The 25,450-nt window shown below is 64.5% G+C and carries 29 protein-coding genes and 1 tRNA gene; 12 read left to right on the plus strand and 18 right to left on the minus strand.

Annotated features, from left to right (window positions below; all coding sequences use genetic code 11):
• Window positions 1-81: 81 nt before the first annotated feature.
• Window positions 82-564, plus strand: coding sequence for an FKBP-type peptidyl-prolyl cis-trans isomerase (locus RBH22_RS09700; RefSeq protein WP_306677350.1), 483 nt, complete (start codon window positions 82-84; stop codon window positions 562-564).
• 88 nt (window positions 565-652) lie between these two features.
• A complete protein-coding gene (locus tag RBH22_RS09705; RefSeq protein WP_306677351.1) occupies window positions 653-1,351 on the plus strand; it encodes a hypothetical protein in 699 nt (232 codons plus the stop codon).
• Between the two features lie 26 nt (window positions 1,352-1,377).
• Here RBH22_RS09705 and RBH22_RS09710 read toward each other — a convergent pair whose 3' ends face one another.
• The 3 genes from RBH22_RS09710 to RBH22_RS09720 all read right to left on the minus strand — a co-directional run bounded on the left by RBH22_RS09710 (window position 1,378) and on the right by RBH22_RS09720 (window position 2,893).
• Complete coding sequence (locus tag RBH22_RS09710) at window positions 1,378-2,031, minus strand: L-threonylcarbamoyladenylate synthase (protein ID WP_306677352.1); 654 nt, start codon at window positions 2,029-2,031, stop codon at window positions 1,378-1,380.
• An 83-nt stretch (window positions 2,032-2,114) separates the two neighbouring features.
• The gene (locus RBH22_RS09715) at window positions 2,115-2,624 is read right to left on the minus strand and encodes a redoxin domain-containing protein (protein ID WP_256289245.1); all 510 of its coding nucleotides are present in this window, start codon (window positions 2,622-2,624) and stop codon (window positions 2,115-2,117) included.
• Window positions 2,624-2,893, minus strand: coding sequence for a glutathione S-transferase N-terminal domain-containing protein (locus tag RBH22_RS09720; RefSeq protein ID WP_256545841.1), 270 nt, complete (start codon window positions 2,891-2,893; stop codon window positions 2,624-2,626). Before RBH22_RS09720 ends, RBH22_RS09715 begins: the two co-directional genes overlap by 1 nt.
• Window positions 2,894-3,049: 156 nt before the next feature.
• On the opposite strand from RBH22_RS09720, the gene RBH22_RS09725 reads away from it, so the two are divergent.
• Window positions 3,050-4,531 (plus strand): hemolysin family protein, encoded by a 1,482-nt coding sequence (locus RBH22_RS09725; RefSeq protein WP_256545842.1) that lies wholly within the window; start codon window positions 3,050-3,052, stop codon window positions 4,529-4,531.
• Window positions 4,532-4,802: 271 nt separating this feature from the next.
• A complete protein-coding gene (locus RBH22_RS09730; protein ID WP_256545843.1) occupies window positions 4,803-5,489 on the plus strand; it encodes a peroxiredoxin in 687 nt (228 codons plus the stop codon).
• Window positions 5,490-5,540: 51 nt separating this feature from the next.
• Here RBH22_RS09730 and RBH22_RS09735 read toward each other — a convergent pair whose 3' ends face one another.
• The gene (locus RBH22_RS09735) at window positions 5,541-6,737 is read right to left on the minus strand and encodes an inorganic phosphate transporter (RefSeq protein ID WP_256288894.1); all 1,197 of its coding nucleotides are present in this window, start codon (window positions 6,735-6,737) and stop codon (window positions 5,541-5,543) included.
• A 6-nt stretch (window positions 6,738-6,743) separates the two neighbouring features.
• Window positions 6,744-6,923, minus strand: coding sequence for a hypothetical protein (locus tag RBH22_RS09740; RefSeq protein WP_256288917.1), 180 nt, complete (start codon window positions 6,921-6,923; stop codon window positions 6,744-6,746).
• A gap of 181 nt (window positions 6,924-7,104) precedes the next feature.
• On the opposite strand from RBH22_RS09740, the gene RBH22_RS09745 reads away from it, so the two are divergent.
• Window positions 7,105-8,085, plus strand: coding sequence for a winged helix-turn-helix domain-containing protein (locus RBH22_RS09745; RefSeq protein WP_306677353.1), 981 nt, complete (start codon window positions 7,105-7,107; stop codon window positions 8,083-8,085).
• A 409-nt stretch (window positions 8,086-8,494) separates the two neighbouring features.
• Here the strand turns inward: RBH22_RS09745 and RBH22_RS09750 are convergent, their stop codons facing one another.
• The gene (locus RBH22_RS09750) at window positions 8,495-9,025 is read right to left on the minus strand and encodes a metallophosphoesterase (protein ID WP_256288892.1); all 531 of its coding nucleotides are present in this window, start codon (window positions 9,023-9,025) and stop codon (window positions 8,495-8,497) included.
• A 133-nt stretch (window positions 9,026-9,158) separates the two neighbouring features.
• Between RBH22_RS09750 and RBH22_RS09755 the strand changes: the two genes are divergently transcribed.
• Entirely contained in the window at window positions 9,159-10,100 is a 942-nt protein-coding gene (locus tag RBH22_RS09755) for a cation diffusion facilitator family transporter (RefSeq protein WP_256545846.1), read from the plus strand.
• 33 nt (window positions 10,101-10,133) lie between these two features.
• Here the strand turns inward: RBH22_RS09755 and RBH22_RS09760 are convergent, their stop codons facing one another.
• Complete coding sequence (locus tag RBH22_RS09760; RefSeq protein ID WP_306677354.1) at window positions 10,134-11,165, minus strand: GntG family PLP-dependent aldolase; 1,032 nt, start codon at window positions 11,163-11,165, stop codon at window positions 10,134-10,136.
• 107 nt (window positions 11,166-11,272) lie between these two features.
• Entirely contained in the window at window positions 11,273-11,824 is a 552-nt protein-coding gene (locus RBH22_RS09765) for a DoxX family membrane protein (protein ID WP_306677355.1), read from the minus strand.
• 181 nt (window positions 11,825-12,005) lie between these two features.
• Here RBH22_RS09765 and ddh point away from each other — a divergent pair, with 181 nt between their 5' ends.
• Window positions 12,006-12,944, plus strand: coding sequence for a D-2-hydroxyacid dehydrogenase (gene ddh, locus RBH22_RS09770; RefSeq protein WP_306677356.1), 939 nt, complete (start codon window positions 12,006-12,008; stop codon window positions 12,942-12,944).
• Window positions 12,945-13,174: 230 nt separating this feature from the next.
• On the opposite strand, the gene RBH22_RS09775 is transcribed toward ddh, so the two are convergent.
• Entirely contained in the window at window positions 13,175-14,347 is a 1,173-nt protein-coding gene (locus RBH22_RS09775; RefSeq protein WP_306677357.1) for a hypothetical protein, read from the minus strand.
• 340 nt (window positions 14,348-14,687) lie between these two features.
• Window positions 14,688-14,760: transfer RNA gene (locus RBH22_RS09780), tRNA-His, on the minus strand.
• A 174-nt stretch (window positions 14,761-14,934) separates the two neighbouring features.
• On the opposite strand from RBH22_RS09780, the gene RBH22_RS09785 reads away from it, so the two are divergent.
• Window positions 14,935-15,390, plus strand: a complete 456-nt coding sequence (locus RBH22_RS09785) for a DUF5814 domain-containing protein (protein WP_256288887.1) — start codon at window positions 14,935-14,937, stop codon at window positions 15,388-15,390.
• A gap of 132 nt (window positions 15,391-15,522) precedes the next feature.
• Here RBH22_RS09785 and RBH22_RS09790 read toward each other — a convergent pair whose 3' ends face one another.
• The 3 genes from RBH22_RS09790 to RBH22_RS09800 all read right to left on the minus strand — a co-directional run bounded on the left by RBH22_RS09790 (window position 15,523) and on the right by RBH22_RS09800 (window position 17,708).
• Entirely contained in the window at window positions 15,523-15,939 is a 417-nt protein-coding gene (locus RBH22_RS09790) for a ribbon-helix-helix protein, CopG family (protein WP_256288886.1), read from the minus strand.
• A 170-nt stretch (window positions 15,940-16,109) separates the two neighbouring features.
• Window positions 16,110-16,778 carry an RPA family protein gene (locus RBH22_RS09795; protein ID WP_256288885.1) on the minus strand — a complete coding sequence of 223 codons (669 nt, stop codon included), beginning with the start codon at window positions 16,776-16,778 and terminating at the stop codon, window positions 16,110-16,112.
• Entirely contained in the window at window positions 16,779-17,708 is a 930-nt protein-coding gene (locus RBH22_RS09800) for a replication factor A (RefSeq protein ID WP_256545850.1), read from the minus strand.
• Between the two features lie 201 nt (window positions 17,709-17,909).
• On the opposite strand from RBH22_RS09800, the gene RBH22_RS09805 reads away from it, so the two are divergent.
• Window positions 17,910-18,215: a hypothetical protein gene (locus RBH22_RS09805; protein ID WP_306677358.1), complete on the plus strand. Its 306-nt coding sequence runs from the start codon at window positions 17,910-17,912 to the stop codon at window positions 18,213-18,215.
• Complete coding sequence (locus tag RBH22_RS09810) at window positions 18,215-19,408, plus strand: sugar phosphate nucleotidyltransferase (RefSeq protein WP_306677359.1); 1,194 nt, start codon at window positions 18,215-18,217, stop codon at window positions 19,406-19,408. Before RBH22_RS09805 ends, RBH22_RS09810 begins: the two co-directional genes overlap by 1 nt.
• Before the next feature lie 99 nt (window positions 19,409-19,507).
• Here RBH22_RS09810 and RBH22_RS09815 read toward each other — a convergent pair whose 3' ends face one another.
• Together RBH22_RS09815 and RBH22_RS09820 are read right to left on the minus strand one after the other, a co-directional pair.
• Window positions 19,508-20,050 carry a Tfx family DNA-binding protein gene (locus RBH22_RS09815; RefSeq protein WP_256288881.1) on the minus strand — a complete coding sequence of 181 codons (543 nt, stop codon included), beginning with the start codon at window positions 20,048-20,050 and terminating at the stop codon, window positions 19,508-19,510.
• 81 nt (window positions 20,051-20,131) lie between these two features.
• Window positions 20,132-20,599, minus strand: coding sequence for a TRAM domain-containing protein (locus RBH22_RS09820; protein ID WP_121568449.1), 468 nt, complete (start codon window positions 20,597-20,599; stop codon window positions 20,132-20,134).
• 118 nt (window positions 20,600-20,717) lie between these two features.
• On the opposite strand from RBH22_RS09820, the gene RBH22_RS09825 reads away from it, so the two are divergent.
• Window positions 20,718-21,413: a hypothetical protein gene (locus tag RBH22_RS09825; RefSeq protein ID WP_306677360.1), complete on the plus strand. Its 696-nt coding sequence runs from the start codon at window positions 20,718-20,720 to the stop codon at window positions 21,411-21,413.
• Between the two features lie 21 nt (window positions 21,414-21,434).
• Here the strand turns inward: RBH22_RS09825 and RBH22_RS09830 are convergent, their stop codons facing one another.
• The 3 genes from RBH22_RS09830 to RBH22_RS09840 all read right to left on the minus strand — a co-directional run bounded on the left by RBH22_RS09830 (window position 21,435) and on the right by RBH22_RS09840 (window position 24,161).
• Window positions 21,435-22,034, minus strand: a complete 600-nt coding sequence (locus tag RBH22_RS09830) for a PH domain-containing protein (RefSeq protein WP_306677361.1) — start codon at window positions 22,032-22,034, stop codon at window positions 21,435-21,437.
• Between the two features lie 42 nt (window positions 22,035-22,076).
• Complete coding sequence (locus RBH22_RS09835; RefSeq protein WP_306677362.1) at window positions 22,077-23,045, minus strand: hypothetical protein; 969 nt, start codon at window positions 23,043-23,045, stop codon at window positions 22,077-22,079.
• Between the two features lie 120 nt (window positions 23,046-23,165).
• A complete protein-coding gene (locus RBH22_RS09840) occupies window positions 23,166-24,161 on the minus strand; it encodes a radical SAM protein (RefSeq protein ID WP_256288878.1) in 996 nt (331 codons plus the stop codon).
• Between the two features lie 138 nt (window positions 24,162-24,299).
• Here RBH22_RS09840 and RBH22_RS09845 point away from each other — a divergent pair, with 138 nt between their 5' ends.
• Window positions 24,300-25,427 (plus strand): DUF373 family protein, encoded by a 1,128-nt coding sequence (locus RBH22_RS09845; RefSeq protein ID WP_256288916.1) that lies wholly within the window; start codon window positions 24,300-24,302, stop codon window positions 25,425-25,427.
• The last annotated feature ends 23 nt before the right edge of the window (window positions 25,428-25,450 follow it).

Below are 25,450 nucleotides of genomic sequence, written 5' to 3' on the forward strand. Positions count from 1 at the left end.
CGTTCGCGGGCGCTCATAAGCGTTCTGTCGGTACCGGGGGAAGCCGACAGCGTATTGCCGATCGGTTCGTCATACCCGTGTATGAAGATCGAGGCGGGCGATCGGGTCGCTGTGGAGTACATCGGCCGGTTGGAGGACGGGACCGTCTTCGGGACCTCGAAGTACGCCGTCGCGGTCGAGCACGGCCTCGCAGACGCGGAAGATCGCGAGCCGAGCGACTACGAGCCGCTCGCGTTCACCGTCGGCGAGGGCGACGTGATCGAGGGGCTCGACGAGGCCGTCCGCGGAATGCGCGTCGGCGACCAAGAAACGGTCCACGTGCCACCGGATGCGGCGTACGGCGAAGTCCGATCCGACCGCGTCCGCGAGTACGACCCCGAAACGTTCGAGAGGATGGTCGGCGAGTCGCCTGCGGTCGGCCTCCACGTCCACGCGCAGAACGGACTGCACGGGGACGTCGTCACCGTCCACGAGGACGCGGTGGAAGTCGACTTCAACCACGAACTCGCGGGGAAGACACTCGTGTTCGAGGTCGAGATCGTCGATCACCAGCGGGACGAGTAGTCGCCACCGTCTCGCGAAACAGGTCAGTCCCGCTCAGAGACGGGGATCGGCCGAGCGTTCAAATACGGAGAGGCGACCAACCGCCCACGTGTCTTCCTCGCCCGAGACGATCCCGATTTCGCACCTCGCCCGCGCGGCCTACTGCCCGCGACAGCTCTACTACGCCCGCCGCGACGACGACCACGCGCCGCCGCCGGAGGTCGACGCCGTGCGCGAACTCGCGTCCGAGTACGATGCCCTCCGGACAGCGGCGGACAGACGGCTTCAGGAGCGGCCACTTGCGGTGTCCCCGGCGACCTACCGATCGAATCTGGCGGCGCTCGCCGAGCGAGACGACTACGGTCGGCTCGTCGACCCCGCGCTCCGAAACGTCGTTCTCTACGGCCGTGACTGCCACGGCGTCGCACACAAGGTTCTCGAATCCGCAGGAGACGACGAGGACGCCCCGCCACCGACGCCGACGGTCGTGTCACCGGGCGATCCGCCGCCGCGGGGCGTCTGGGAGCCCCAGCGCGTCCGCGCCGTCGCCGTCGCGAAAGCGCTGGCGTGGGAGCGCGGGCGGGAGATTCCGCGTGCGCTCGTCGAGTATCCGTCGCACGGCGTCGTCCGAACGGTCCGGCTGACGACGCGGAACAAGAGCGCCTACCGGCGGACGCTGTGGACGGTCCGGTCGATGCAGGGAGTACCGAGTCGCATCCGCGACGAAGCGAAGTGCGAGGCCTGCGACTACCGGACGTCGTGTGGGACGAAGACGCGGTCGCTGAAGACGATGCTCGGACTCGGCTGAGCCGGACTGGGTCGGTCGGCGTCGCGTTAGCCATCCTCGAAGACCGGTTCGGACCCGGCCTCGTCGGTGAGCCAGGCCACGATAGCGTCGGCCATCGCGCCGCGTCGGTAGATCACGTTTCGTTGGGGATCGACGACCGTGCTCTCGGTACCGGGCGTGGGACCGGCGTCGACGATCGCTCCGACCGACGCCCGGAGGTCCGGGTCCAGCTCCGAGATTTCCGTCACGCTCGGAGCGCCGCTGACGTTCGCGCTCGTCGCCGTCACGGGCGTGGGAGCGACCCGCTCGAACAGCGCGAGCGCGACCTCGTGGTCCGGGATCCGGACTCCGACCCGGTCGCGGCCGGCTGTGAGCAGGTCCGGGAGCGACGGGTCGTGCTCGACGACGACGGTGACCGGCCCAGGGAGGAACGCCCGCATAAATTCGAGCGCGCGCTCGCTGGGCTGGGTGTATCGTTGTGCGACCGAGATCGTCGGCGCCCCCATCGAGAGTGGCTTCGTCCGGTCGCGGCCTTTCGTCTCGAAGACGCGTTCGACCGCGTCGGGGTCGGTCGCGTCCGCCCCGAGCCCGTAGACCGTCTCGGTCGGGTAGACGACCGTCTCGCCGTTCTCGATGGCGTCGGCCGCCTCGTCGAGAGCGGTGTCGAGTTGGTCCGTGAACGTCTCGTCGAACCCCGTCATCTAGTGAACCCGTCGTGGCGAGCCAGCAAGAGCGTGGCGGATGCGGCGGGCCGGAGGAGGCATTCCGCGAGACCGAAAACAGCTCAGACGTGGTCGTCGATCGCCGCCGCGATCTCGTCGTACGCGGGGAACTCGGGCCATTCCCCGGCGACCCACGCGTACTGGATCGTCCGTTCTTCGTCGAGCAGGAAGACCGCCGGTCGGTGCTCCGTGACGCCGGCCATCCCGTCGAGGTCGTGTTCGACGTCGTAGGCGGCGGCGACCTCGGCTGTGGGATCCGAGAAGAGTCGCGCGTCCGCGGCGCGCTCTTTCAGGAGTTCCTTGTGCTCGTACGGCGAGGAGATCGAGACGCCGACGACCTGCACGTCGGCGGCGAATCCGCGCTCGTCGATCTCTTTCCAGATGTACGTCGTCGGGAACGCACCATCCATCGGGTGGAATACCAGGAGCGTCGGCCCGTCGGCGACGATCGACGACAGCGACGCGTCCTCCCAGTACTCTTCGTTCACGAGGGGGCGCGTGAAGTCCGGGGCGATCTCACCGACCGTCGGGTGGTCCGTCTCGGGGAGCGAGACGACCTCGAAGTCGACCATCAGGCGACACCTCCGTCACCGTAGGTCTTCATCAGATACTCCACGATGTTGGCCGATTCGGACATCTTCACGCCGGTGTTCTCGTCGACGATCGCCGGGACGCTCCGCTTGCCCGAGACGCGCTTGACGACGTTTCGGTCGGCGTGCATCGGTTCGACGAACCGCGAGCGATACGGCAGATCGAGTTCGTCGAGGACTCTGACGACGCGCTCGCAGAACGGGCACGCCTGGAGCCGATACAGCGTTATGTGTGGGTCCGAATCGCTCATAGCCGGCGTACGAACGATGAACGCCTAAGCCCTTCGCACCCGGAAGATAGCGTTCGACGTACCAGCGACAGGCGAGTCGAACCGCTGTGCGCCGACGGAATCGACGGATCCGAGGGTAACTCTTAATTCCGGGGCCAGACAAGGTGACGTAGTTATATGGGTTTGTCTCCACCACTCGCATCTCTCGCCGTCGAACGGCCGCGCGGCACCGATGACTGGGCAGCGATCGCGCCGACCGTCGAATCACTCGACGGTGGAGTCGTCGAACCGACAGCCGTCCTGGGGCCGATCCTCCAGGCCCTCCCGATCAACGACACGACGGTCACCATCGCGGGCGCGGCCGCAATCTTCGTTCTCATTGCCTTCTCGGCGTTCTTCTCCTCCTCGGAGATTGCGATGTTCTCGCTGGCGAAACACCGGATCGACTCGCTCGTCGAAGACGGCGTCCCGAGAGCCGAGATCGTCAGCGACCTCAAGGCGAACCCCCACCGACTGCTGATCACGATCCTCGTCGGGAACAACATCGTCAACATCGCGATGTCCTCGATCGCGACGGCGATCGTGAGCATCTACTTCGACCCGGGTGCGGCGGTGCTCGCCTCGACGTTCGGGATCACGACGCTCGTGTTGCTCTTCGGTGAGAGCGCGCCGAAGTCCTACGCTGTCGAGAACACAGAATCGTGGGCGCTCCGTATCGCGCGCCCCCTGAAGTACTCCGAGTACGTCCTCCTGCCGCTGGTCGTCATCTTCGATTACCTGACCCGCGTCATCAACAAGGTGACCGGCGGCCGCTCGGCTATCGAGACGTCCTACATCACTCGCGACGAGATTCAGGACCTCATCGAGACGGGCGAGCGGGAAGGCGTTATCGAGGAGGAAGAGCGGGAGATGCTCGATCGGATCTTCCGGTTCAATCAGACCATCGCCAAAGAGGTGATGACGCCGCGGCTCGATATGACCGCCGTCGCGAAGGACGCGACGATCGACGAGGCAATCGAGACGTGCGTCCAGTCCGACCACGAGCGCGTCCCCGTCTACGACGGCAACCTCGACAACATCATCGGTATCGTCACGATCCGGGACCTCGTGCGCGAGAAGCACTACGGCGAGGGGACCGCGTCGCTGATCGACATCGTCCAGCCCACGCTGCACGTCCCCGAGTCGAAGAACGTCGACGAGTTGCTGACGGAGATCCAGGACAACCGCCTGCGGATGGTCATCGTCATCGACGAGTTCGGGACCACGGAAGGGCTCGTGACGCTCGAAGATATGGTCGAGGAGATCGTCGGCGACATCCTCGAAGACGACGAGGAAGAGGCCTTCGAGTTCCTCGACGACCGGGAGACGCTCGTCCGCGGCGAGGTGAACATCGACGAAGTCAACGAAGCGCTTGGCCTCGAACTCCCCGAAGGCGAGGAGTTCGAGACGCTCGCGGGATTCATCTTCAACCGCGCCGGGCGACTCGTCGAGGAGGGCGAAGAGATCACCTACGACGGGATCACCATCCGGATCGAACAGGTCGACAACACTCGCATTATGAAAGCGCGGATCACGACGCCCGAAGAACCCGAAATCGAAGAGGAGGGCGACGATACCTCGGAGGAAGAACCCTCGGAGTCGCCGGCGCAAAGCGAATAATCGCTCTCGGCCGGAGCGCCCCGGCACCGACCGCTCTGCGTCGTCGCCCCCGGCTCCGGATCGAACGGGGCGTCCAAGAGACTGAACGAACGAGTCAGTTCGCTTTTTGGCCTCTGTATTTTTTCTTCTTAGTAAATATTATTTCTCTAATCTGGTTTAGAGTTTTTTCACTACAAAATTTTGTTCTTCTTTGGCGTGGGAGAACTGAGATAGAGAGAAAACTGTTCAGAGGGAATGTACTTAGTGTGCAGCCCCCGAATAGAGAATTGCAATGGCAGAACCCACAGCAGACCCCGACGAATCGGCCGGCGCCCCCGGAATCGGCGATCAGTTCCCCCAGCTCACCGTGGAGACGAGCCACGGCGAACTGACCATTCCCGACGACTACGAGGGCAAGTGGCTCGTCCTGTTCAGCCACCCCGGCGACTTCACCCCCGTCTGTACCTCGGAGTTCGTCGCCTTCGAGCAGCGCCGCGAGGAGTTCGAAGAGCTGAACGCCGAACTGCTCGGGCTGTCGGTCGACCGCGTACACTCGCACATCAAGTGGACCGAGTGGATCGAGGAGAACCTCGACGTCGACATTCAGTTCCCGATCATCGCTGACGACCAGGGCTCGGTCGGAAAGCGCCTCGGGATGATCCACCCGGGCGCAGGCACCTCCACGGTTCGTAGCGTCTTCCTCATCGATCCCGAGGGTACCGTCCGAATCGTCCTCACGTACCCGATGGAGATCGGCCGCAACATCGACGAGATCCTCCGCTCGCTGCGCGCGCTCCAGATGAGCGACGAGGAAGGCGTCGCCGCGCCCGCTGACTGGCCCGAGAACGAGAAATTCGGCGACCGCGTCCTCCTGTCGCCGCCCGGCACCGACGCCGACGCCGAAAAGCGGACAGCCGAAGCCGAAGACGACGACGAACTCGACTACTACGACTGGTGGTTCGTCACGAAAAAGCGGTAAAACACTGATTCGACCCGTCTCGGCAGAGTCGGAACGAACTGATTTTTTGATTTACAACAGCGCGTCGAGGCCGGCGAACGTCGCGTAGGCGACGCCAAACGCGAGCACGAGCGAACCGATCCACGCGAGCGCCGTCTTGGCCATCTTCTCGCGGCTGACGCCCGCACCGCCGGCGGCGTACCCGCTCCCGATGATCGCGCTGACGATGATCTCGTTGAACGAGACCGGAATGCCGAGCGCGACGGCCGCTTGTGCGATGGCGAACGACGGGATCATCGCGGCGATCGAACGGCGCGGGCCGAGCGAGGAGTAGTCCTGCGAGAGTGCTTTGATCATCCGCGGCGCGCCGGTCCACGAGCCCACGAGGAGACCGAGTCCGCCGCCGACCAGAAGTGCCGGGAGGGGAACCGCGACCGCGTCGAGAAGCGGCACGAGCGGGCCGATCGCGAGGCCGACCTGGCTCCCGCCGGCGGAGAACGCGACGAGACCGCCCAGGACGAGGAGAAAGCGGCGCTGGCCGCGGGCCTGATCGGCGTTCATCTCGCGGCGGACGAGCGCGGCCGCGACGGCGACGAACAGCCCCGACACGAGGGCGACGCCGAGGTCTATGTCGAGGACCGGGAGGACGATCGGCGGGGTCGCCGCCGCACCAACTTCGGCCAGCGAGCGGCCGCCGTCCCCGCCGAGCGCGGCGAATCGGATGTTCGCGATGAGGAGGCCGACGACCCCGCCGAGCACGGGGACGGCGGTGCGTTCGGGGATCGACTCGTTGCGGAGGAGTCGGGCTGTGCCGTAGGCGATCCCCCCGCCCACGAAGGGCGTGAGCACCCACAGCGAGACGATCTGCTGGTACTTCGCGATCGCGGGGCCACCGCCGTTCGCGAGCCCGACGCCGACGACTGCTCCGGTGACGGTGAACGCAGTGGCGATCGGGTAGCCGGCGAACACACCGATGGCGACGAGCGCGGCCGCGACGAGCAGTGCGACCGTCGACGCCGTCGCCGTGAGGACGGAGCCGACGACGAGTTCGGTCCCGACGGCTTCGGTGACGTTCGCGCCCTGGAGAATCGCGCCCGAGAGCCCGAGGACGCCGACGATGAAGCCGGCGCGCATCACGGAGATGGCGTTCGCACCGACGGCCGGAGCGAACGGCGTCGACCCCGACGAGCCCGCGCCGATGGACCACGACATAAACAGGCTGGCGAGGGCGGCGACGACGAGCGTGGCAAGGGTAGAGCCCGCGACCATCGCCGATTACTTCCCCCGGTAGCCCTCGTCGTATCCGTCGCGGAGCCCTGTCATCGTCCGCCTGATGAACAGGTACGCGAAGAAGACGAACCCGAGAAGAAACACGAGGAGAATCACCAACGCGGGATTCGACGCGACGAAGTCGACGACGACGTCGACCTGTGCGGGATCGCCACCCGGACCCACGGCTTGAGACCGGCCGACGGTTCCCGGCTGACGAGTGAGCATACGCGGGGCTTTCCGCGGCGTCAGTAAAGACGTTTCGCCGTCTCCCAGAGCGGGAGCGGCGAACACGAGAGAGAAGCGATCGAGGGCTGCCGTAAAGAGAGGAAGACTCATCACAGACGCGACGAAACGTTCCCGAGAAATGGCCGACATCCTCCCTACCCGGCCAGATCTGCCCGACGACGACGAGAAGGAGCCACGCGTCGTCGGCCTCGACAGTGACGAGGTGGACGATCTCCTCGCTGCGATCTCCTCGGAGACGGCGCGGCGGGTCCTCGACGAGTTACACGACGAACCGGGGGCGCCCTCTGACGTCGCCGGCAGAGTCGATACCTCCATCCAGAACGCGCAGTACCACCTGGACCGACTCGAAAACGCGGGGCTCATCGAATCGGCCGGTACAGCGTACTCCGAGAAAGGGCGGGAGATGACCGTCTACGCGCCCTCGGACCGCGCTCTGGTCGTCGTCGCGGGCAACGAGGAGGACACGAGCGGCCTCCAATCGGCGCTGACGCAGTTGCTCGGGGGACTCGGCGTCGTAGCGCTCGGCAGCGTCGTCGTGGACCGCCTCGTCAGAAGCGGAGCCGGCCCGTCGCTCTCGGTCGGATCGGGCGGTGCCGGCGGCGGGAGCGGGGGCGATTCGGGAGGTGCGACGAATCTCAGCGGGACGGAAGAGTCGGACGCGTCGGCCGCAGACGCGACGGCCACACCCGCGCCGGAGACGGCGACACCAACCGAAGCCCAGACCGCGACGCAGACGACGAGCGGCGGCGACGGAGGCGGGTTCCAGATCGCGGAAGCGACAGAGACGCCGACGCCAGCGGCGACGGGGACGCCGACCCCCGACGCGACCGGCACAGCGACGCCGGCCGCTACAGAGGCGCCGGCGCCAACGCCGACGGAGACGCCCGGGAGCGTCCCGACGGAGACCGTCGCGGAGGCGACACAGACGGTCTCGGACGCGGCCCGGACGGCCGTCGAGACGACACAGACGGCCGCGGGCGGCGGGGGCGACCCGCTCGACGTCGTCGCGTCGGCGGTCGGGGGACTGCCACCTGGCGCGCTCTTCTTTCTCGGCGGCGTCGTCGCGCTGTCGTTCGTCGCGCTAGTCTGGCGGCAGTGAGCACGTGGGGGCTTCGATCGCCTGCGACCACCTCGTCCGTGGTGAAATCACGCGCGGTGACCGTGGCCGGACGGCGAGCGCCGTCGTGTAAATGCTGAAACAGCAATTTGAGTCTACGTCGTCTATATTATTCTACGCGCCCGAATTCCGCCTGCAGGGTCGTCGCCGTTTCGGCACCCCATCGGTATTCGTCTCCCCCCGACGAGCCCCGAACGGACCGTCGCGTCGGTCGCCGCAGTCATCCCTCCCCTTGCCCCTCACCCGAGACTGCACCGGTCGCCCGACGCTGCCGAGCGGCGACGACCCGAAATCCTTCCCGTTTTTCGACGACTCGTAGTGCCGGGCAGAAAGCCGTAAAGCAGTGCAGCACCGGAAGCCGAGACTCTTCACATCGGTCTATCCGACAGTATCACGCCTCGCGTGACCGATCGCCGTCGACGAGAAACGACTCGAACACCTCGCCGTCGACAGTGACGAGTCGGCCGTCGAGGCCGCCGTCGTCGCGCCGCTCGAACTCGGCGTGCGCTGCCCGGTAGCCGCGCGGTTGTGCGTGGCTGCCAGGGTTGACGAGGACGAGATCGGGCGTCCGTTCGTAGGTCGGACGGTGGCTGTGGCCGAAGAGAACGACGTCCGCGCCGCGCTGCCGACCGAACAGCGAGAGCGCCGTCGACCCACCGCGCTGGCGATGCGTCATCGCGAACGTGAAGCCGCCGAAGGTGAAGTTTCGGGCCTCCGGAAGGCGGTCGCGGATCCCGGCGTCGTCGTTGTTGCCGGTAACGCCGAGGAGTCGGGCCGACTCGCGCTCGAAGTCGTCCAGGACGGATTCGCGCATAAAGTCGCCCGCGTGAGCGACGACGTCGGCGTCGCGGACAGCCTGGAGCGTCCGCCCGGAGAGCCGGTGGGAGTCAGTGCTGTGGGTGTCGGAGACGACGGTGAGCATAGGCCGCTGTAAGCGATCGGGGGACAAGAACCGTGCGGCGCCCGTTTCGTCGGGGTTCTGCGGAAGTGCGAGCGCGAGTGAGCATCGCCGTCGGGTGAAAACCACTTTAGTCCCGTCACCAGAGAGGGATGGTATGGCCGGAAGTAGAGGCGTCGTCCTCGCAGCCCTCGTCGCGAACGGAGCCATCGCCGTCCTGAAATTCATCGGATTTCTCCTCACCGGCAGTCCCTCGATGCTGTCGGAGACGTACCACTCGATCTCCGATACGGGCAATCAGGTGTTTCTCCTCATCGGGATTCGATACAGCAAGAAGGAGACGAGCCGCGATCACCCCTTCGGCTACGGCAAAGCGCAGTTCTTCTACTCGTTCCTCGTGGCCGTGTTGCTGTTCGGCATCGCCGGCTGGGAGTCGGTCAAGCACGGCTACAACGCCATCGTTCACGGCGGACACGGCGCCGCGGGAACAGTGTCGATCGCGGGCGCGACCTTCCCCTCCTGGTACGTCAACGTGGTCGTCCTCCTCGGCGCGATCGGATTCGAGAGTTACGCCTTCGTGAAGGCGAACACGGAGATGCAGCGGCAGATCGACCAGTACAACTGGACCGGGATGCGCGAGGCCTTCCAGAAGACGAGCGACGTGACGACGCTGACGGCGCTCACCGAGGACACGATTGCGCTCCTCGGCGCGGGGCTGGCACTCGCCGGGATCCTCCTCTCGAAGGCGACCGGCAACGAGGTGTACGACGCCGTCGCCGCACTGCTCATCGGACTCCTGCTGATGGGCTTCGCGCTCGCGCTCGCCTGGGAGAACAAGCGGCTCATCCTCGGCGAAAGTCTCTCGGCCGACGTCGAGACCGACTTACGGGCCGTCATCGAGAACTCTCCCCACGTCACCCACATCGACGCCTTCCGGACGGTGTTCGTCGGTCCCCAGAGCGCTCTCGTCACCGCGGACGTGAGCTTCGACCCCGACACCGAGGCAACGGAGTTAGACGAACTGATCGCCGACATCGAGACCCAACTCCGCGAGGCCGACGACCGAATCAAACACGTCTACGTCGAACCCGAAGTGTAGTCACACAGCGACCGAGTCGCTGAGCGGTGACGGTCAGTCCCGCAGGTCGTCGACCGCGTCTCCGATCCGGTCGACCGCCGCTTCGACGTCGGCGCGGGTCACATCGAGGTGCGTGCAGAAGCGTGTGAGGTAGTCGCCGTGTGCGCCGCCGAGGACGCCGTGTTCCGCGCATACTGCCTCGAACGTCTCGGCGTCGACACCGAGTTCGTCGGTGTAGACCTGGACGATGTTCGTGTCGGGATCCGATACCCGAAGCCCGTCGATCTCGTCGAGTCCGGCCGCGAACCGGGCCGCGTTCTCGTGGTCCTCCGCGAGTCGGTCGACGTTCTCCAGCGCGAGCAGTCCGGGCGCGGCGATCAGCCCGGCCTGGCGCATCCCGCCGCCGAACAGTTTTCGGACGCGTCGCGCGTCCGCGATGAAGTCCTCGTCGCCGGCGAGAATCGATCCGACCGGCGCGCCGAGGCCCTTCGAGAGGCAGAACAGCACCGAATCGACGTCGCGAGTCATCCGCGCCGGGTCGACGTCGAGCGCCACGCAGGCGTTGAACAGGCGCGCGCCGTCGAGATGTACCGGCACGCCGCGGTCGTGGGCCGCGTCGGCAGCCGCCGAGATAGACGCTGGCGGAACGGCGACGCCGCCGCGGGCGTTGTGTGTGTTTTCGAGCGCGATCAAGCCCGTTCCCGGGCGGTGAAGGCTCTCCTCGACGTACGCCGCGTCGATCTGTTCGGGCGTCGGGACGGCGTCGACGGCGTCGACCGCGCGGGTCTGAAGGCCCGAGAGCTGTGCCAGCCCGCCGAGCTCCCAGTCGTAGATGTGCGCCATCCGATCGAGGACGATCTCTTCCCCGCGGTCGGCGTGCACGTGGGCAGCGATCTGATTGCCCATCGTCCCCGTCGGGACGTACATCGCGTCCGGAAAGCCGACACGGTCGGCCGCGGCGGCTTCGAGTTCGTTCACTGTGGGATCTTCGCCGTAGACGTCGTCGCCGACGGCGGCCTCTGCTGCCGCGTCACGCATCGCGTCGGAAGGGCGGGTTACCGTGTCGCTTCGGAGATCGATCGCCATACCTGAGCGTCGACGGCGAGCGAGAAATATCCGCGGATCGATACGGAAAGCGAGAGGAGTAGCAGGCGAAAAACGACCGAACCGCCGCACACCCCGGCCGCGCAGTCCTATCCGAGCAGGAACTTCGCGATCCGGGTCTGTGCGAGATCGAGGCGCTCGACGAAGACGTCGAGGCCCAGGATCCGGCCTGCGCCGAGCGTTGCGATGGTGACGAACAGCAGCAGTCCCATCAGGTCACCGTTGACCAAACCGTGCGCCCAGTCGGCGTTCCCCAGATAGAAGAACACCATCAGGAAGGCCCCGAAGAACGAGGCCAGTCTGACGAGCGCGCCGACGACGAGGCCGAGTCCGATGAGGAACTCGCCGGCGGGGATGGCGAGGTTCGTGAACTCGATCAGCCACGGCGTGCCGGCGACCCACGCGAAGAAGCCGTGGATCGGGCTGGCGGTCGTGCCGTGCAGGAGGTACCCCGCCGCGTCGAACGGTTCGCCGGCGACGAAGCTGAACTTCGTGAAGCCGGCGTGGAGGAACCAGTAGCCGGTGACGACGCGGAGGACCGCGAGCCAGTAGCCGGCGACTGTACCCTGGAGGTCGAAGTCGAGGATGGTGCTGAAGGCTGTCTCAGGTGTCGTAGTTTGGGTTGTCGGAGTCGTACTCATAATCGTCCACCTTACACGTGAACAGTCGCGCATAGTATCAATATAATAGGTATCTGGTTCTCAAATGGTCAGAAATCGTTCCAGAGAGTGACACACAGCGCCGAGAACCGTTACCGACGACCCGGCCCGGTGATGCGGGCCGCAGGGAGTCTTTTTGTGTGCGTGAACAGATGTGCGCTGTATGGCAGACGATGGGCTGGTGATCGGGATTCATCCGTCGGTGGCGACGATCTTTCCGCCGGCGACGTTGCGAGACGAGTTAGACGACGTGTCCGCTCGCGTGGAGTTGTTGACCGGCGGCTCGGATCTCGACGGCCTCGACGGACTCGTGACGTTCGCGTACGACGATGCGTTCCTGTCCGCCGACCTGGAGTGGATCCACTGCGTCCTCGCCGGTGTCGATGCGTTCCCGCTCGACGCGCTGGAGCGACACGGGATCAGGCTCACGAACAGTTCCGGGATTCACGGCGACGCAGTCGGCGATACGGTGCTCGGGTATATGCTCCAGTTCGCGCGGCGGCTGCACGTCTACCGCGACAACGAACCGAAGCGCAAGTGGCGGTATCCCGACTGGGACGAGACGTTCACGCTCGCGGGCGAAACTGTCTGTGTCGTCGGCCTCGGCACGCTGGGGCAGGGCGTCGCCGCGCGCGCCGACGGCGTCGGGATGGACGTCGTGGGCGTCCGACGAACGCCGACGCCGGTCCCGTCAGTCGGACAGATCTACACGCCGGACGCGCTCTCCGATGCGATCGCCGACGCGCGGTTCGTCGTGCTGACCCCGCCGCTCACCGACCGCACGCGCGGTCTCGTTGGCTCCGAAGAACTCGACGCGATGCGAGAGGACGCCTATCTCATCAACGTCGCGCGTGGGCCGGTCGTCGACCAGGCGAGTCTAATCGGTGCACTGGAAGCCGGCGGGATAGCTGGGGCCGCACTGGACGTCTTCGAAGAAGAGCCGCTGCCGGAGGGGTCGCCGCTCTGGGAGATGGAGAACGTCATCGTCACGCCCCACGCCGCCGGCGCGACCCGAGCGTACGGCGAGCGGGTCGCCGCGTTAGTCGAAGAGAACATAAAGCGGATCCGCACTGACGACGCTCTCGCGAATCAGATCGTCTGAGCGGCGTCTCACAGCAGAGAGAGCGACCGCTCTAGGCGTGGCATTTCGGAGACGGCCCGGCTGCGAGAATCGAACCCGCGTCTCAGTCACCACAAACTCTGCGTTACGTGGAAGTTGTTTGCGCTAGCACGGATGGGGCGCGTCTATCATCACAAGGGAGGAAGTGGACTACTAACACCCATTACAAAAATATTGGAATTGTATGGGGCATTCCGTGCAATATTCTCTTGTTATGAAAACAGATCGGCGATTCGGTTTATTATATCAGATAGTGTTTTCATAACCGAACTCCCCCCCTCAGATTCAGTATGCTGGTCAGTATTCGATTCGCTACTATCTGCACCCTCCCCATCAGAACCCGTTGATTGTGTAGCTGTAGCCGCGGATTTTGCAGGAAGTGTTGTTTGTGTAGGGGTGGACGTTTCAGTAGATGTTGGCACCGTAGTCGGTGTCTGGGTTACGGTCGTAGACTGAGACACTTCGGTCGGTGTTGGCGTGGCGGTGCGAGTAGGGGTTTGCGTGGCAGTGGGAGTCGGTGTTGGGGTGACAGTAGGGGTCGGTGTTGACGTGCCAGTGGGAGTCGGTGTTGGGGTAGCCGTCGCGGTAGGTGTTGGCGTAGGCGTCATAGTGGGGGTAGGTGTTGGCGTGGGCGTTGAAGTATCTTCTTCAGCATAGAATCCCAAACTCCAACGAAACGGGTCCGTGACTACCCAATCTCCATTCTTTTTGATTTCTATTTTTGAACCCAGCTTATCGTAATCTCCACCTAATGCCGTTTCAAAGTCGTTGTTAAATGTTTTTTCACTGTTAGCAGCTATCGTAGCGGAATCAAAGACTTTGCTACCATCAACAGATCCATCACTATCTTGATCGACTTTGAGCGTGACACGGACACTGTATGAGGAAGCTCCAGGATTTTCAAAAGTCTGGTAGTAGGTGACCGTTTTGTCATCTAAATATACTGTATCTCCGGGACCGAATTCCGTTCCGTCCATAGTTTCCCCTTTTTGTGGCCCCGCCCAAGGAGTCTCTCGACTAAATTCTATAGACGTAGATCCATCCACTGAGAAACTTTGATCGCCCATATAGCCACCTTCCGAAGAGTAGACATTGATATAATAATCGCCAGAGGAGACATCCCAAGAAACGTCTCCATCAGTGTCAGTTGTTTTTGATCCCACTTTGTTTCCATCACTCTGATACAAAGCGACTTCCGCTCCAGATGCGTCCGATCCATATCTACTAGTGACAGATATCGTTAAGGAATCAGATGCCGCAGAGACATCATTTGAGACTTCATTAACGATCTGAGATTCTTGTGTAGGATTTCCCGCAGAGACACCCGAAAATAGAACTAATAAAACGACAATGATGCTAACTGTCTTGAAATTTTTACCTAACATCGATCCTGAATATCATTTCAGTCTTGTTAAAGATGCTGAATCAAAGCCCACCTCGGATCGGCGTAGATATTCACGGCGACAAGGTTGTTTCCCGAATCTGACGAGACACAACTCTCGGAGCTTCTAAAGGAAAACGCAGTGTAAGTTGTCGACAAGAAGCGAGTCGCCGTTTCACCTCTCTTTCAGAATGAGCAAAAACGCACAACGTGGGCGAGGGAAGAAGTATCAAGGCCCGGGTGCGAGAATCGAATCCCACTCGCAACCTCGCTTCGCACGGTTGCTCGCCGTTTCAATCCTCTGTACGGACGTTCACCTACTCACGTTGTTCGCAGGCAGAAAGGTCCGGGTGCGAGAATCGAACCCGCGTCTCAGCCTCCACAAGGCTGAAGGATAGTCCACTACCCTAACCCGGACACGCATCTTCAGGTACCCCCGTCGAAGTCAAATACGTTACGACTCACCATCGGAGTGCGCCGGCCTCACACGGGCCGTCGCTCCGACGACTCTTGGCCACCGGCAGTCGCGACTGTCTATCGAGGACCGGCACCGAGACGTTTTTGCCGCACAGCGGCGTACGATCGACAACCGTGGCTATCACGGACAAGATCTATCTCAAGAACCACCGCCAGATCGTCTCGCAGATCGACGTCAACATCCCGAAGGGAGCGTTCAAGGGCGCGACGATGGACGTCCTCTACACCGGGGAGGGACTCTCGAAACTCGACGACGCCACGCGCGATCGACTCCTGGATTTCGCCGAGGACTTCCTCGATCCCAAGAACCCCGACGACCTCTATACGGGCTACCCCGAGCGGCAGTTCGTATCGTACCTGCTGGAGCTCCGGGCGCAGGGCCTCGGTCCCGACGCCATCGTCGACGTGATGAGCGACGAGTATATGCTGTATGCGTACCCAGGAGACATCCTCTCGTTCCTCGACAGTGCCGTCCGAACGCTGGAGGCGGCCGAGACGCTCGCGGAAGTCGAAGGCAACGAGGAGATGGAACAGAAGATGCGGCGCGCCCGGAAGGCGCTCTCGGGGTAACGCCATCGCTGGCTCGGCGTCGCAACCTCTCCCCAACGCCGTCGACGCCTCATAATGATTACTCTCGTCTCTTACCGCCGACCATCGCCACCGGGAGTGGCGCTCGGCGGTACACAGTGAGAGTAATCACTATCAGCCCAGTCGGAACGACGGCTCGTCGGCCTCGCTCTCGTCGAGGTCTTCGAGCTGGATGACGTCATCTTCGCCGTCTTCGAGTTGCTCCCGGAGGTAGTTGACGTATCGCTTGTGTTCTTCGAGTTGCTCCCGGAGGTGTTCGGCCTCCAGTTCGAGGCGCTCGTGTTCGCGGACGAAGCTCTTTGGGACCTTCACCTTCGGCGGGAAGCTCTCGTCTTCGTCATCGCCGTTGCGCAACTGTTCGAGTTCGTGCTCGGGGACGACCTGGACCTGGCCGTCGTGGGCAACGAGCGTGTCGACGTAGTCGCGGAAGACCGCCGAGAGCGAGATGTCGCGCTCCTCGGCGATCTCACGGAGCGTCTCGAACGCGTCCTCGTTGACGCGGAACGAGATGGTCTTGTTTTTGTTGCCCATTGTCTCGTCTCGTCGTTCGTCGGCGGATCCACTTAATGCTTCGTCAGACAGTGTGACTGAAACAACAGGATTTGATTCGAAGCCGGTCCGGCGACGGGACGAGAGCGCCGCTCTCGGTGCGGGTCTGAAAGTGAAATCGGGGGAATGCGGATTCGTCGGCGGTTCGCCGCCTACGGTTCGGTCTGCAGGTCGGCGTGCGCGTCGCGTTCGCTTTCTCCGGTCGTGTCGTCGACGCGGCCGCCGTCGAGTCCGAGTTCGTCGCCGTCGGACTCTTCGAGGCTCTCCAAGGCGGAGATAGTGGACTCCTTGTAGCGGTCGGTGGGGAGGTCGTACTCCTCGCGGGCCATCCGCGCGTACTCGTTACCCTCCTGGTCGAACGCCTCGATGCGTTCGAGCGTCCGCTCTGCGGTCTCGACCACCCAGCGATCTCGGGTCGCGGCGTCGACGACCTGGATCGACTCGGGTCGGACCGAGACGTTCACCGACCCGTCGTCGGTCTCGTACGTCCGCGGCTTGCCGACGACCGCGACGTACGCGGGCGGTTCGAGTTCGCGGAGCATACTCGCGGCTTCGGGCTGATACTGACCCGCGTACACGAAGAACGTTCCCGTGGGGTCGACGATCCGGCCACGCCAGTACTCGTTGTCCTCGCCGACGTCGTCCTTCTCGGTCAGCGTGCCGACGAAGAACACGCGGTTGGCCTTCGCGCCCGTCGGGAGCAGCAGATAGACCGGCGCGCGATCGTCGTCGGATTCTTTGAACGTGAAGGCGGCGTCGTTGAACTCGTCTGCGAACACACGCCGGGCGACTTCTCGGGATGGGATTTCGTTGGAACTCATTTAGATCGACCTCGCTTTGATCAGCACCGCTTCCGGATCCGCCGGTTCGGTGAGCCGTTCGACGTCGTCGGCCAGCACGTAGCGACCGAGTTCGGGGCCCGAGACGCGGTAGTACGTCCCGAGCAGGTCCTCGCGCATCTCCTCGACGACGACCGTCGTGTCGAGAGCGTCCATCGCCATCTGCTGGGCTTCGTCGAGGGTGACGCCGGTGAGTTCCTCGGTGACGTCGCGGCCGAAGATCACCTCGTAGACCTCCTCGCCGTCGTCGAGGACGCCCTTGATCCGGAGGTCGAACTCGCCTTCGACGTCGCCGTGTTCCGAACAGCGCCCGTTCTGGAGGACGCGCGTGCAGCCCTCCTCGGGGCAGCGCTTGATGAGGCCGCTACCGGACTGGATGTCGACGAGCGCGCCTTCGACGGAGACCGCGTCGTCGCCGACTTCGATGTCCTCGTCGAGTTCCTCGATCGACGTCGTCTTGTTGAGTTTCACCGAGAAGTTACCCTGGTACTCGTCGGTAACGACGTTCCCGAGGCGGTAGACCGCGCCCTCCTCCAGTTCGGGGAGATCCGATGTCTCGAAGGCGACGAACTTCGTGCGCCCGGACTCGTCGCCGAGCAGGCCGACCTGGGCGATCGACTCGCTGCGGGGCTCCCACAGTTCGACGACCTTCGCGGTCACGTCGATCCACTGTTCGTCCTCGTCGATGTCGGCGAGGCGGACCTCGTCGTTACCGCCGCGACCGATCTCGTCGCGTTCGAGGCCGGCCTCTTCGAGGTAGCTGTTGACCACCGAGCGGCGCGCCTCGTCGACGGGCACGCGGTACTCGTCGACGAGATTACGCAGTCGCTCTTCGACTTCGTCTTCGTCCACGTCGAGGTGGTCTGAGAACTGTTCCGCTATCTCCGCTGCGTGTGTTCGCAGGTCTGACATAGTTTCACTCGCCTCCGCCTTGTTTTCCGTTGGGAGGCACGGTGCGATTGGTTCCCGATCGCTAATAAAGTATCGTAACCGGGGTGAAAGTGAAGCCGACGTGACGGACGAAAGTGAGACCGACGCGACGGACTTGTGTCCGCGATCAGGTCGTCGCGACCACCAACGAACCTATACGACTCGCCCTCGCACTCTCTCCCGATGAGCGACCGTCTCGAACGCCTCCTGCGAGCGAAGTTCCGCGAGGCCGGCCGCCAGTACGCCCGCGCCCGCGATGCCTACCGCGAAGGTCGCGACGCGGAGACGGGCGGCGAGGATCGAACGGCCATCCCGACCGCCATCCCTCGGGACGACGACGGCCGCCTCCGCATCGTCTGCCGCCGTGAAGCCGACCGCCGCGCCGTCGCGGTCGACGCCGAGGGGCGCCCGGCGTGCTTCGAGGCCGGGCATCCGGACTGTGAGGGCTGCGTCGAAGACCTCCACGACGGGATCGTGGAGACGTGGTGATGACCGACAACGTTTCAGCCACCGGGGGAACCGAGGTTTCGGTCCCCGTCGTCGCCGTCGTGCTCGCCGGCGGGACGGGGTCGCGGCTCTACCCCGCCAGTCGGTCGGATCGCCCGAAGCAGTTCCTCCCGCTCGTGGGCGAAAAATCGCTCCTCGAAGGGACCGTCTCACGGGCGCGCGACGTCGCAGACGAGGTCGTCGTCGTTACCCGCGAGGAGTACACAGCGGGCGTGCGAGACCGCGTCCCCGACGCCGACGTGCTCGTCGAACCCGCCGGACGCGACACCGGGCCGGCGCTCCTGTACGCGACGCACTACGCCTCAGAACGCTACGGCGACTGCGTCGTCCTCGCGCTCCCGAGCGACCACCTCGTCGGCGAGGGGTTCGCGCCCGCAGTCCGTCGCGGCGTCGGCGTCGCGGCAGCCGAGGACCGGCTGATCACGTTCGGCGTCGAGCCGACCCGGCCCGAGACGGGCTACGGTTACATCGAACCGGCGGCGCCCACCCCAGCGGCCCCTACGACGACAGAAACGACGGAAACGGACACCGGCTCCGACCCCGCCTGGAAACCCGTCCAGTCGTTCCACGAGAAGCCAGACGTAGAAACCGCCGAGTCGTACGTCGCGGCCGGCCACTACTGGAACGCCGGACTGTTCGCCTGGCGGCCGGAGGTATTTCTGGACGCGGCCGCGACCTCACCACTAGCCGATCTTCTCGACGCACTTCGATCCGCGAGCGACCTCTCCGGCGACCACTCCGATGTGGTTTCCGGCGATCACTCCGGTGTGGAATCCGACGGCCATTCCGACGTGACCACCAGCGACCACCCGGACGTAACGGCCGCGTTCGAGGCGACTGAGTCGGTCAGCGTCGATCACGCCATCTTCGAGGGCGCCGACGACGTGGCGGTCGTCCCGGTCGCGTTCCCCTGGGACGACGTCGGCTCCTGGGACGCGCTCGAACGCGTCCTCGACGCCGACGGGACCGGAAACGTCGCCGGCGAGGACGTCACGCTGCGGACGCTGGATGCCGCGGACAACGTCGTCGCCGCAGACGGCGCACACGTGTCGCTCGTGGGCGTCTCGGACCTCGCCGTGGTCGCGTGGGACGACCGCGTCCTCGTCGTGCCGAAAGAGCGCGCGCAGGACGTCAAACGGCTCGTTCGCTCGCTCGAAGCGCGCGGGGAGTTCTGATACTGTCGGACAGCAGTTCGTGAACTATGTTGGCACCCACAGGTGTCGATACTCTTCACACAGTTCTGTCCGACAGTATGAGCCGACTCAAAAAGAGAGCTACTCGGCCGAGCGCCGCACCTGTACGCGGCCACCCGTCGTCACTCCGACGAGCAGCGCTTCACGAACCTCGCGACCCTGAATAGCGTCGCCGGCGGCGTCCGAGACCGCTTTCATCAGCTCGGGTGCCGTCCGGTTCGCCTTCACGCCGGCCTCGTCGCAGGCGTCGTACACCTGTTTCGGGACGTCGTAGAGGTCAGTCCCCTCCTCGACGGAAACCTGCACCGGGGCCGTCAGCGCCTCGGCGAAGGCGACGGTCTCGCGCGCTTTCTCGACGTTTCGGCGCGCGCTCGATTCGACGCTCGACACGTTCGCACGGGACGTCCCGAGCATCGACGCGATCTTCGACTGGCGGATCCCCTGCTCTCGGAGCACCAGCACTTCGGCCTGACGGCGCGTCAACACGCTCTCGTCGGCGTCGAAGCCCGCCTCCGCGAGCGCGGCGTCGACGTCGAACGCCGAGAGGTCCTCTCCCTCCTCGGTGTGTAACCCGTCGACCCCGTCCGATTTCGCGCTGTCGCCGTCTCTCTCGGCGTCGTCCATACTGTCGCGTTGGCGGCCCCGCGCAAAAAAGATGCAGAAGAGTGACTGTCCGTGCCGTCTCGCCCCGCCGGCGGCGGTCGATTATCCGCCCCAGAAGTTGTCGCGGCTGCCGAGCGCGGTCGGCCTGTCCGGGCCGCCCGTCCGGTCCTCAGAGCCGTCGTCTGTGGCGTCGGACGCGGCCGTCTCGTCCGCGGCTTCTTCGACGTCTTCGTCGAGTGGTAGCCGTTCGACTACCTTCTTCGCGGTCGCGTGGTTGGATTTCACGCGGTCGATGCGGACGACGGCGCGCGCCTCCGGCAGGAGGCCGTCGACGAGCACGATGAAACCGTCGTCGGTCCGGCCGACGCCCGCTCCGCTCTCGTGGATGTCGTCGACGTCGACGACGACTTCCTCGCCGGGCTTGACGGGCTGGGCCTTCAGATCGCGGATCGGCTGGTCGTAGTTGTTACACCACTCGGCGCCACCGCGGTCGCCGTAGTATTGACACCCCATCCCGTCGATTCGCTCCGAATACCGGGGACAGTCGTCGGCCAGCGGACAGTCTGACATAGCGAATATTACTCCACGGCGTGTCTAAACGCTTGCGGGTCTCGAAACGACAGTGTGGCTGAGACACGATAGCGACTCCCACCGCAACGCTTTCAGCCGTCTCGCCCCGACTGCCGGTATGAGTCGCCGCGTCCCCGAGTTCGCCGTCATCACGGGCGTCTTCCTCGGTATCTCCGTACTCGTCTCCGGATTGCTCCTCGGCTGGAGCCTCTATGCGACGGTCGTCGTCGGGGCGCTCGTCTCGTACCCGTTCGTCGGATTCGGCATCGTTCGCGACGACGACCCCGCAGCGACGATCCGACCGCGGTGGCTCCTCGCCGCCGGGAGCGTCGTCGCCGCGGCCGGCGCGTTCGGCGTCCTCCTCGACGACCCGTCGCCGCGCGGCGTCCTCTTCGCGATCCTCGTCGCCGCCGCGCTCGGTGCCCCGGCCGCTGGCTACGCGACCAGATACGGGGCAGACGTCAATCCGCTCTCGCCCCGCACGACCGTCTTCGTCGGGGCGGCGGCTGGAGTGGCCCTCGTCGTCGCCGGCGTACTCGTCGGCACTCCGTACGTCGGCGTCGGTGCCGGAGTCGCAATCGGGCTCGGAGCGGCGCTGTACGGGACTGCACGCGGCGTCACCTTCGACCGGCGGACGAAGCGACTTGCTGCGGCCGGGGGCGGCGTGCTCGGCGTCGGGATCGTTGCTGTCGGCGTCGTCCGCGGCGGACCGCTGGGCGAGTGGCTCCTGGTCGGGACGGCGACCGCGCTCGTGCCGAGTCTTTACGCCGCGCTGACCGTGGAACGAGTCGGAGCGGCGGGGCGTCGAAGTTAACGCGACAGAGTAGGGTCTCGCTCAGGTGTACTGTCGGAGCTTCTCCGCGAAGTCAGTGGCCGCGTCGACGTTTCTAATGAGAATCTCGAGGCCGGCACCGGTCCCACTGGACACCCGGATGTTTCCGACACCGACGATCGCCTCGATCGGCGATTTGCTCTCTCGGACCGCCCGAATCTTGTCCATCGGAACTTCCTTCCGAACGAGGCTGAGCAGGCGGAACTCGCTTATCACCCGCTGGTTCGTGATCGAGTACGTCGTCAGCGAGTTCGTCCAGTAGGTCAAGATGCCCGTCGAGAAGAAATACAGCCCTACGGCGAACCCGGCCGTCGGATAGACGTACGGAACCGACGTGAGAAAGAGTAGGTAGCCAGCAAGCAAGAGGAACGGCAATCCGAGAAGGATCTTCATAACCGCAGCCTTCTGTGTGGGGTGTCGGCTCGCGATGATCTCTTCACCCTCGCGGAGCGTCGGGGCCGGAGGGGCCGCAATCAGATGGATATACCAGCCGACGAGGAGAACGAACCCCCCGAAAACCAGCAACGGAACACCCAACACCTCGGGAAACGGCGTCTCTCCGAAGTAGACGTAGGCACCGCTCCCGAAGAAGGGGACACTCAACAGCGTACTCCAGACACCGGGTAATCCTCGTGCCATCTGTGATTATGATTGCCGTCCGAACAGTTGTGCGATGATTCCGACGATCGACACGCCGATCCCCGCCCACGTCAGCGTTACCGGGTCGTTGAGGAAGGCGATCGAGGAGTCCGAATCGTTCGTCAGGAAGCCGCGATACGCCTCCGAGTCGGCCGCACTCTCTGCAGGGGTCGATGACTCCCGTCTACTCTCTACTGTGGCCGACTCTTCGCTCTCGGCGGATGCCCCGCGCGATGCCGCGTCCGCGCTATCGACGTGGCCGGTAGACGTCGCCGTCCCGTCGGCGGACGCGTCCATCACGACGCCGCCGTACGTCTCCGGGTCCCGTATCGGAATCGTGAACTCGCCGTCTTCGGTCACTCGGAGGTGGTCGACTCGTGACCCGCCTCCCCCGCTTCCGGGCTCTTGGAGTTCGACGCCCACCTCGCCCGACAGTTCGATTCCGGGATCCGTTTCGTCGGTCATATAGACGTACCCATCGGAGTTCGTCGTGAAACGCCCAGGGCCAGTCCCGCTCCCGGTCGAGGCGCGGAATACGACATCGAGGTGTCGGATCGGGTTACCGTTTAAATCCTCGAACCGGATCTGAGTGAGATAACCCTCCGGAAGTTCGTATGCACCGAGGTCGGTCGCTGTCTCGTCGGTGTGGATCGTATCGTCGAGCCCGTACAGGAGCGGGACGTCGTCGAAGCCGGTGCGATAGCTCCCCGACCGGTCCTGCTGGTAAAAGGTCAGATAATACGTGACGTCTGCTTCGACCGTCGCCTCGAAACGGCCGTCTTCGACGGTCGCTTTCGTGAAGTCGTTGACGTCCGGCGAGAAGAACTCGACCGTGCTCCCGTCGATCGGCCCTGCGACCGCCGACTCGAGGGTCCCACTGACGGTTGTCGAGGCCGCGCTCGCCCGCTGGCTCGCTACGTACGTGCCCGCGAGACCAGCACCGAGGGTGGATAGAAACGTGCGCCGACAAACCATATCGCACACGTTTCAGTGATGTTATAATAGGGTTCCGGATTCGGCAGCAGTCCGCGGGTTTCACTGACGGGGCGAGACGTATTGTCTGTCCAGTTCGGTCGCTGACGGCAGCGCGAAGCGCTACGCCAGCGGCGTCCGCTCGACGACCGTCCCGTCGGCGGTCGGATACTGCTCGACGATCTCGCCCTCGGGGACGTCGCCCTCTTCGATCATCTCCTCTAAGAGCCACCACGCGACCTCGACGTGGTTCGATTTGACCGTGTAGAACTCCTCGGGAACGCCGAGGGCGTCGAGTTCGTCGGCCGTGATCCACGTCTTCCCGTAGACGAGCGTCCCGTCGTCGGTCACCTCGTCGAAGGGGCGGCGAATGGTGCGTGCCATCCGCTTGAGGCGGTTGCGATGTTGTGCGGCGTCTTTGAACACGGAGGTACAGAAGTACACGCGCTCGTGGTCGCCCATCGTGTCGAGAATCTCCTCTTTGGAGCCGTCGACCGCGGACATATGGCCTTCCTGCAGCTCGAAGCCCTGTTCTTGCATCCGGCGGTAGTTCCCGTCGCTCATCTCGAACTCGTTGACGTTGCAGAACTCCGCGGCGCCTTCGTCGAGGAAGTCCAGGAACTCCTCTTCGGCGCGGATGCCGGGGATCTCGAAGGCGGGCGTGAGCCCCTCCTCGCGGGCGATGTAGAGGATCTCCTCCCACTCGGTCCCGTGGAGATCGCCCCACTGTTCGTACGGCGGGTGGAACCGGATCTCGTCGAGGCCGGCCTCCGAGAGCCGGCGCATATTCTCGCGGCCGCCGGTGATGCCGGTGTAGAGGTGCGTGTGGTGGTCCTCGCCGAACTCGTCTTTCAGAAGCGAGAGGTAGTGACAGGTGCGATCGAGCGCTTCCTGCGGTTCGCCGCCGGTGATCGAGGTGCCGAGCGCCTGCATCCGCTTGGCTTCCTCGATGACGTCGTCGTCGGATTCGACGAGTCGCTCGTTCGCGTAGACGTCGGTGACGTTCTTGCGGTTCTCGCCGAGCGGGCAGTAAAAGCAGTCGCGCTGGTCGCAGTAACCGTAGACGAAGAGAACCATCTTACCGCCCTTCGCGCACTGCTCACAGCCCTTCGAGATCATTCGTTTCTCGATAGCGGTCCGAGACTCAAAAGTCGTGCTACTTCGGCCGCGCAGGGACACGCCGGTGCCCGCGGCGCTGGTCCATCGCTCGTGACTGCTCCCGAAAACAGATATACTCCGATGGCGTACGTCCGCCAGATGCTGTTGGTCCTCTGTGTCGACCTCGACGACGACCTCGGTCGCAAGACGGGACTGGATACGCCCATCGTCGGCCGGGACCGCGTCGAGTCGGCGGCGGTCGAACTCGCAACCGCCGACCCGGAGGACTCAGACGTCAACGTTCTGTTCCAGGGGATCCACGAGTACGACGCGCTGTACGCCGATCCCGACGTCGACGAGGAAGTGACCGTCGCCGCCGTCACCGGGACACAGGGTGGTGACGTGAAGGCGAACCGCGCGATCGGCGAAGAGATCGACCGCGTCCTCGCCGGCCTCTCGACCGGTGAGAACGTCAGTGCCATCGTCATAACCGACGGCGCACAGGACGAGTCGGTGCTGCCGATCGTCCGCTCGCGGGTTCCCATCGACAGCGTCCGGCGCGTCGTCGTCAGACAGGCGCAGGACTTAGAGTCGATCTACTACACGATGAAGCAAGTCCTCGCGGATCCGGAGACCCGCGGGACGATCCTCGTCCCGCTCGGCATCCTGCTTCTCATCTATCCCTTCGTGACGATCGCGAGCCTCTTCGACGTGCCCGGCGCGGTCGTGCTGGGCATCATCTCGGCGCTGTTGGGTCTGTACACGCTCTTTCGGGGCCTGGGACTCGAAAATGCCGTCGACGACACCGCGGACCGCGTCCGCGACGTGCTCTACGAGGGCCGGGTTACGCTCATCACCTACGTCGCCGCCGCCGCCCTGCTCGTCGTGGGGGGATTCAGAGGCTACGCGCTCTTCGAGACCGTCCGCGCGAGCGTCCCCGACCCGACGCCGCCGATCGTCCTCGCGGCGCTCGTCCACGGCGCAGTCCAGTGGTTCGCCGCCGCAGGCGTCACCTCCAGTCTCGGACAGGTGACCGACGAGTATCTCGCCGACCAGTTCAAGTGGCGCTACCTCAACGCGCCGTTTTACGTCGTCGCGATCGCGGTCGTCCTCTACGTCGTCTCCGGCTTCTTCCTGCCCCGGGACATCGCCGGCGTCCAGTCGTTCTCGATGACGCAGTTGGCGATCGGGCTCACGGCCGGGACGCTCCTCGGCGTGTTCAGCACGCTCGTGTTCGCGATCGCGGAATCACGGTTCCCGACCGCCGCAGAGGCAGCCAAAGGGTGACTGAGAATATCGGAGGTCGCGAA

It is taken from the genome of Halobellus sp. H-GB7 (assembly GCF_030848585.1).
GTDB lineage: Archaea > Halobacteriota > Halobacteria > Halobacteriales > Haloferacaceae > Haloquadratum > Haloquadratum inordinatus.

What these genes read in the sequence shown, in the direction of transcription:
- RBH22_RS09775 (WP_306677357.1), bottom strand. Translation starts at nt 14,347, where the DNA reads ATGTTAGGTAAAAATTTCAAGACAGTTAGCATCATTGTCGTTTTATTA.
- RBH22_RS09815 (WP_256288881.1), bottom strand. Translation starts at nt 20,050, where the DNA reads ATGGACGACGCCGAGAGAGACGGCGACAGCGCGAAATCGGACGGGGTC.
- RBH22_RS09805 (WP_306677358.1), top strand. Translation starts at nt 17,910, where the DNA reads ATGAGCGACCGTCTCGAACGCCTCCTGCGAGCGAAGTTCCGCGAGGCC.
- RBH22_RS09825 (WP_306677360.1), top strand. Translation starts at nt 20,718, where the DNA reads ATGAGTCGCCGCGTCCCCGAGTTCGCCGTCATCACGGGCGTCTTCCTC.
- RBH22_RS09725 (WP_256545842.1), top strand. Translation starts at nt 3,050, where the DNA reads ATGGGTTTGTCTCCACCACTCGCATCTCTCGCCGTCGAACGGCCGCGC.
- RBH22_RS09765 (WP_306677355.1), bottom strand. Translation starts at nt 11,824, where the DNA reads ATGAGTACGACTCCGACAACCCAAACTACGACACCTGAGACAGCCTTC.
- RBH22_RS09745 (WP_306677353.1), top strand. Translation starts at nt 7,105, where the DNA reads ATGGCCGACATCCTCCCTACCCGGCCAGATCTGCCCGACGACGACGAG.
- RBH22_RS09820 (WP_121568449.1), bottom strand. Translation starts at nt 20,599, where the DNA reads ATGTCAGACTGTCCGCTGGCCGACGACTGTCCCCGGTATTCGGAGCGA.
- RBH22_RS09715 (WP_256289245.1), bottom strand. Translation starts at nt 2,624, where the DNA reads ATGGTCGACTTCGAGGTCGTCTCGCTCCCCGAGACGGACCACCCGACG.
- RBH22_RS09790 (WP_256288886.1), bottom strand. Translation starts at nt 15,939, where the DNA reads ATGGGCAACAAAAACAAGACCATCTCGTTCCGCGTCAACGAGGACGCG.
- RBH22_RS09840 (WP_256288878.1), bottom strand. Translation starts at nt 24,161, where the DNA reads ATGATCTCGAAGGGCTGTGAGCAGTGCGCGAAGGGCGGTAAGATGGTT.
- RBH22_RS09845 (WP_256288916.1), top strand. Translation starts at nt 24,300, where the DNA reads ATGCTGTTGGTCCTCTGTGTCGACCTCGACGACGACCTCGGTCGCAAG.
- RBH22_RS09810 (WP_306677359.1), top strand. Translation starts at nt 18,215, where the DNA reads ATGACCGACAACGTTTCAGCCACCGGGGGAACCGAGGTTTCGGTCCCC.
- RBH22_RS09795 (WP_256288885.1), bottom strand. Translation starts at nt 16,778, where the DNA reads ATGAGTTCCAACGAAATCCCATCCCGAGAAGTCGCCCGGCGTGTGTTC.
- RBH22_RS09710 (WP_306677352.1), bottom strand. Translation starts at nt 2,031, where the DNA reads ATGACGGGGTTCGACGAGACGTTCACGGACCAACTCGACACCGCTCTC.
- RBH22_RS09835 (WP_306677362.1), bottom strand. Translation starts at nt 23,045, where the DNA reads ATGGTTTGTCGGCGCACGTTTCTATCCACCCTCGGTGCTGGTCTCGCG.
- RBH22_RS09800 (WP_256545850.1), bottom strand. Translation starts at nt 17,708, where the DNA reads ATGTCAGACCTGCGAACACACGCAGCGGAGATAGCGGAACAGTTCTCA.
- RBH22_RS09700 (WP_306677350.1), top strand. Translation starts at nt 82, where the DNA reads ATGAAGATCGAGGCGGGCGATCGGGTCGCTGTGGAGTACATCGGCCGG.
- ddh (WP_306677356.1), top strand. Translation starts at nt 12,006, where the DNA reads ATGGCAGACGATGGGCTGGTGATCGGGATTCATCCGTCGGTGGCGACG.
- RBH22_RS09720 (WP_256545841.1), bottom strand. Translation starts at nt 2,893, where the DNA reads ATGAGCGATTCGGACCCACACATAACGCTGTATCGGCTCCAGGCGTGC.
- RBH22_RS09730 (WP_256545843.1), top strand. Translation starts at nt 4,803, where the DNA reads ATGGCAGAACCCACAGCAGACCCCGACGAATCGGCCGGCGCCCCCGGA.
- RBH22_RS09755 (WP_256545846.1), top strand. Translation starts at nt 9,159, where the DNA reads ATGGCCGGAAGTAGAGGCGTCGTCCTCGCAGCCCTCGTCGCGAACGGA.
- RBH22_RS09760 (WP_306677354.1), bottom strand. Translation starts at nt 11,165, where the DNA reads ATGGCGATCGATCTCCGAAGCGACACGGTAACCCGCCCTTCCGACGCG.
- RBH22_RS09735 (WP_256288894.1), bottom strand. Translation starts at nt 6,737, where the DNA reads ATGGTCGCGGGCTCTACCCTTGCCACGCTCGTCGTCGCCGCCCTCGCC.
- RBH22_RS09750 (WP_256288892.1), bottom strand. Translation starts at nt 9,025, where the DNA reads ATGCTCACCGTCGTCTCCGACACCCACAGCACTGACTCCCACCGGCTC.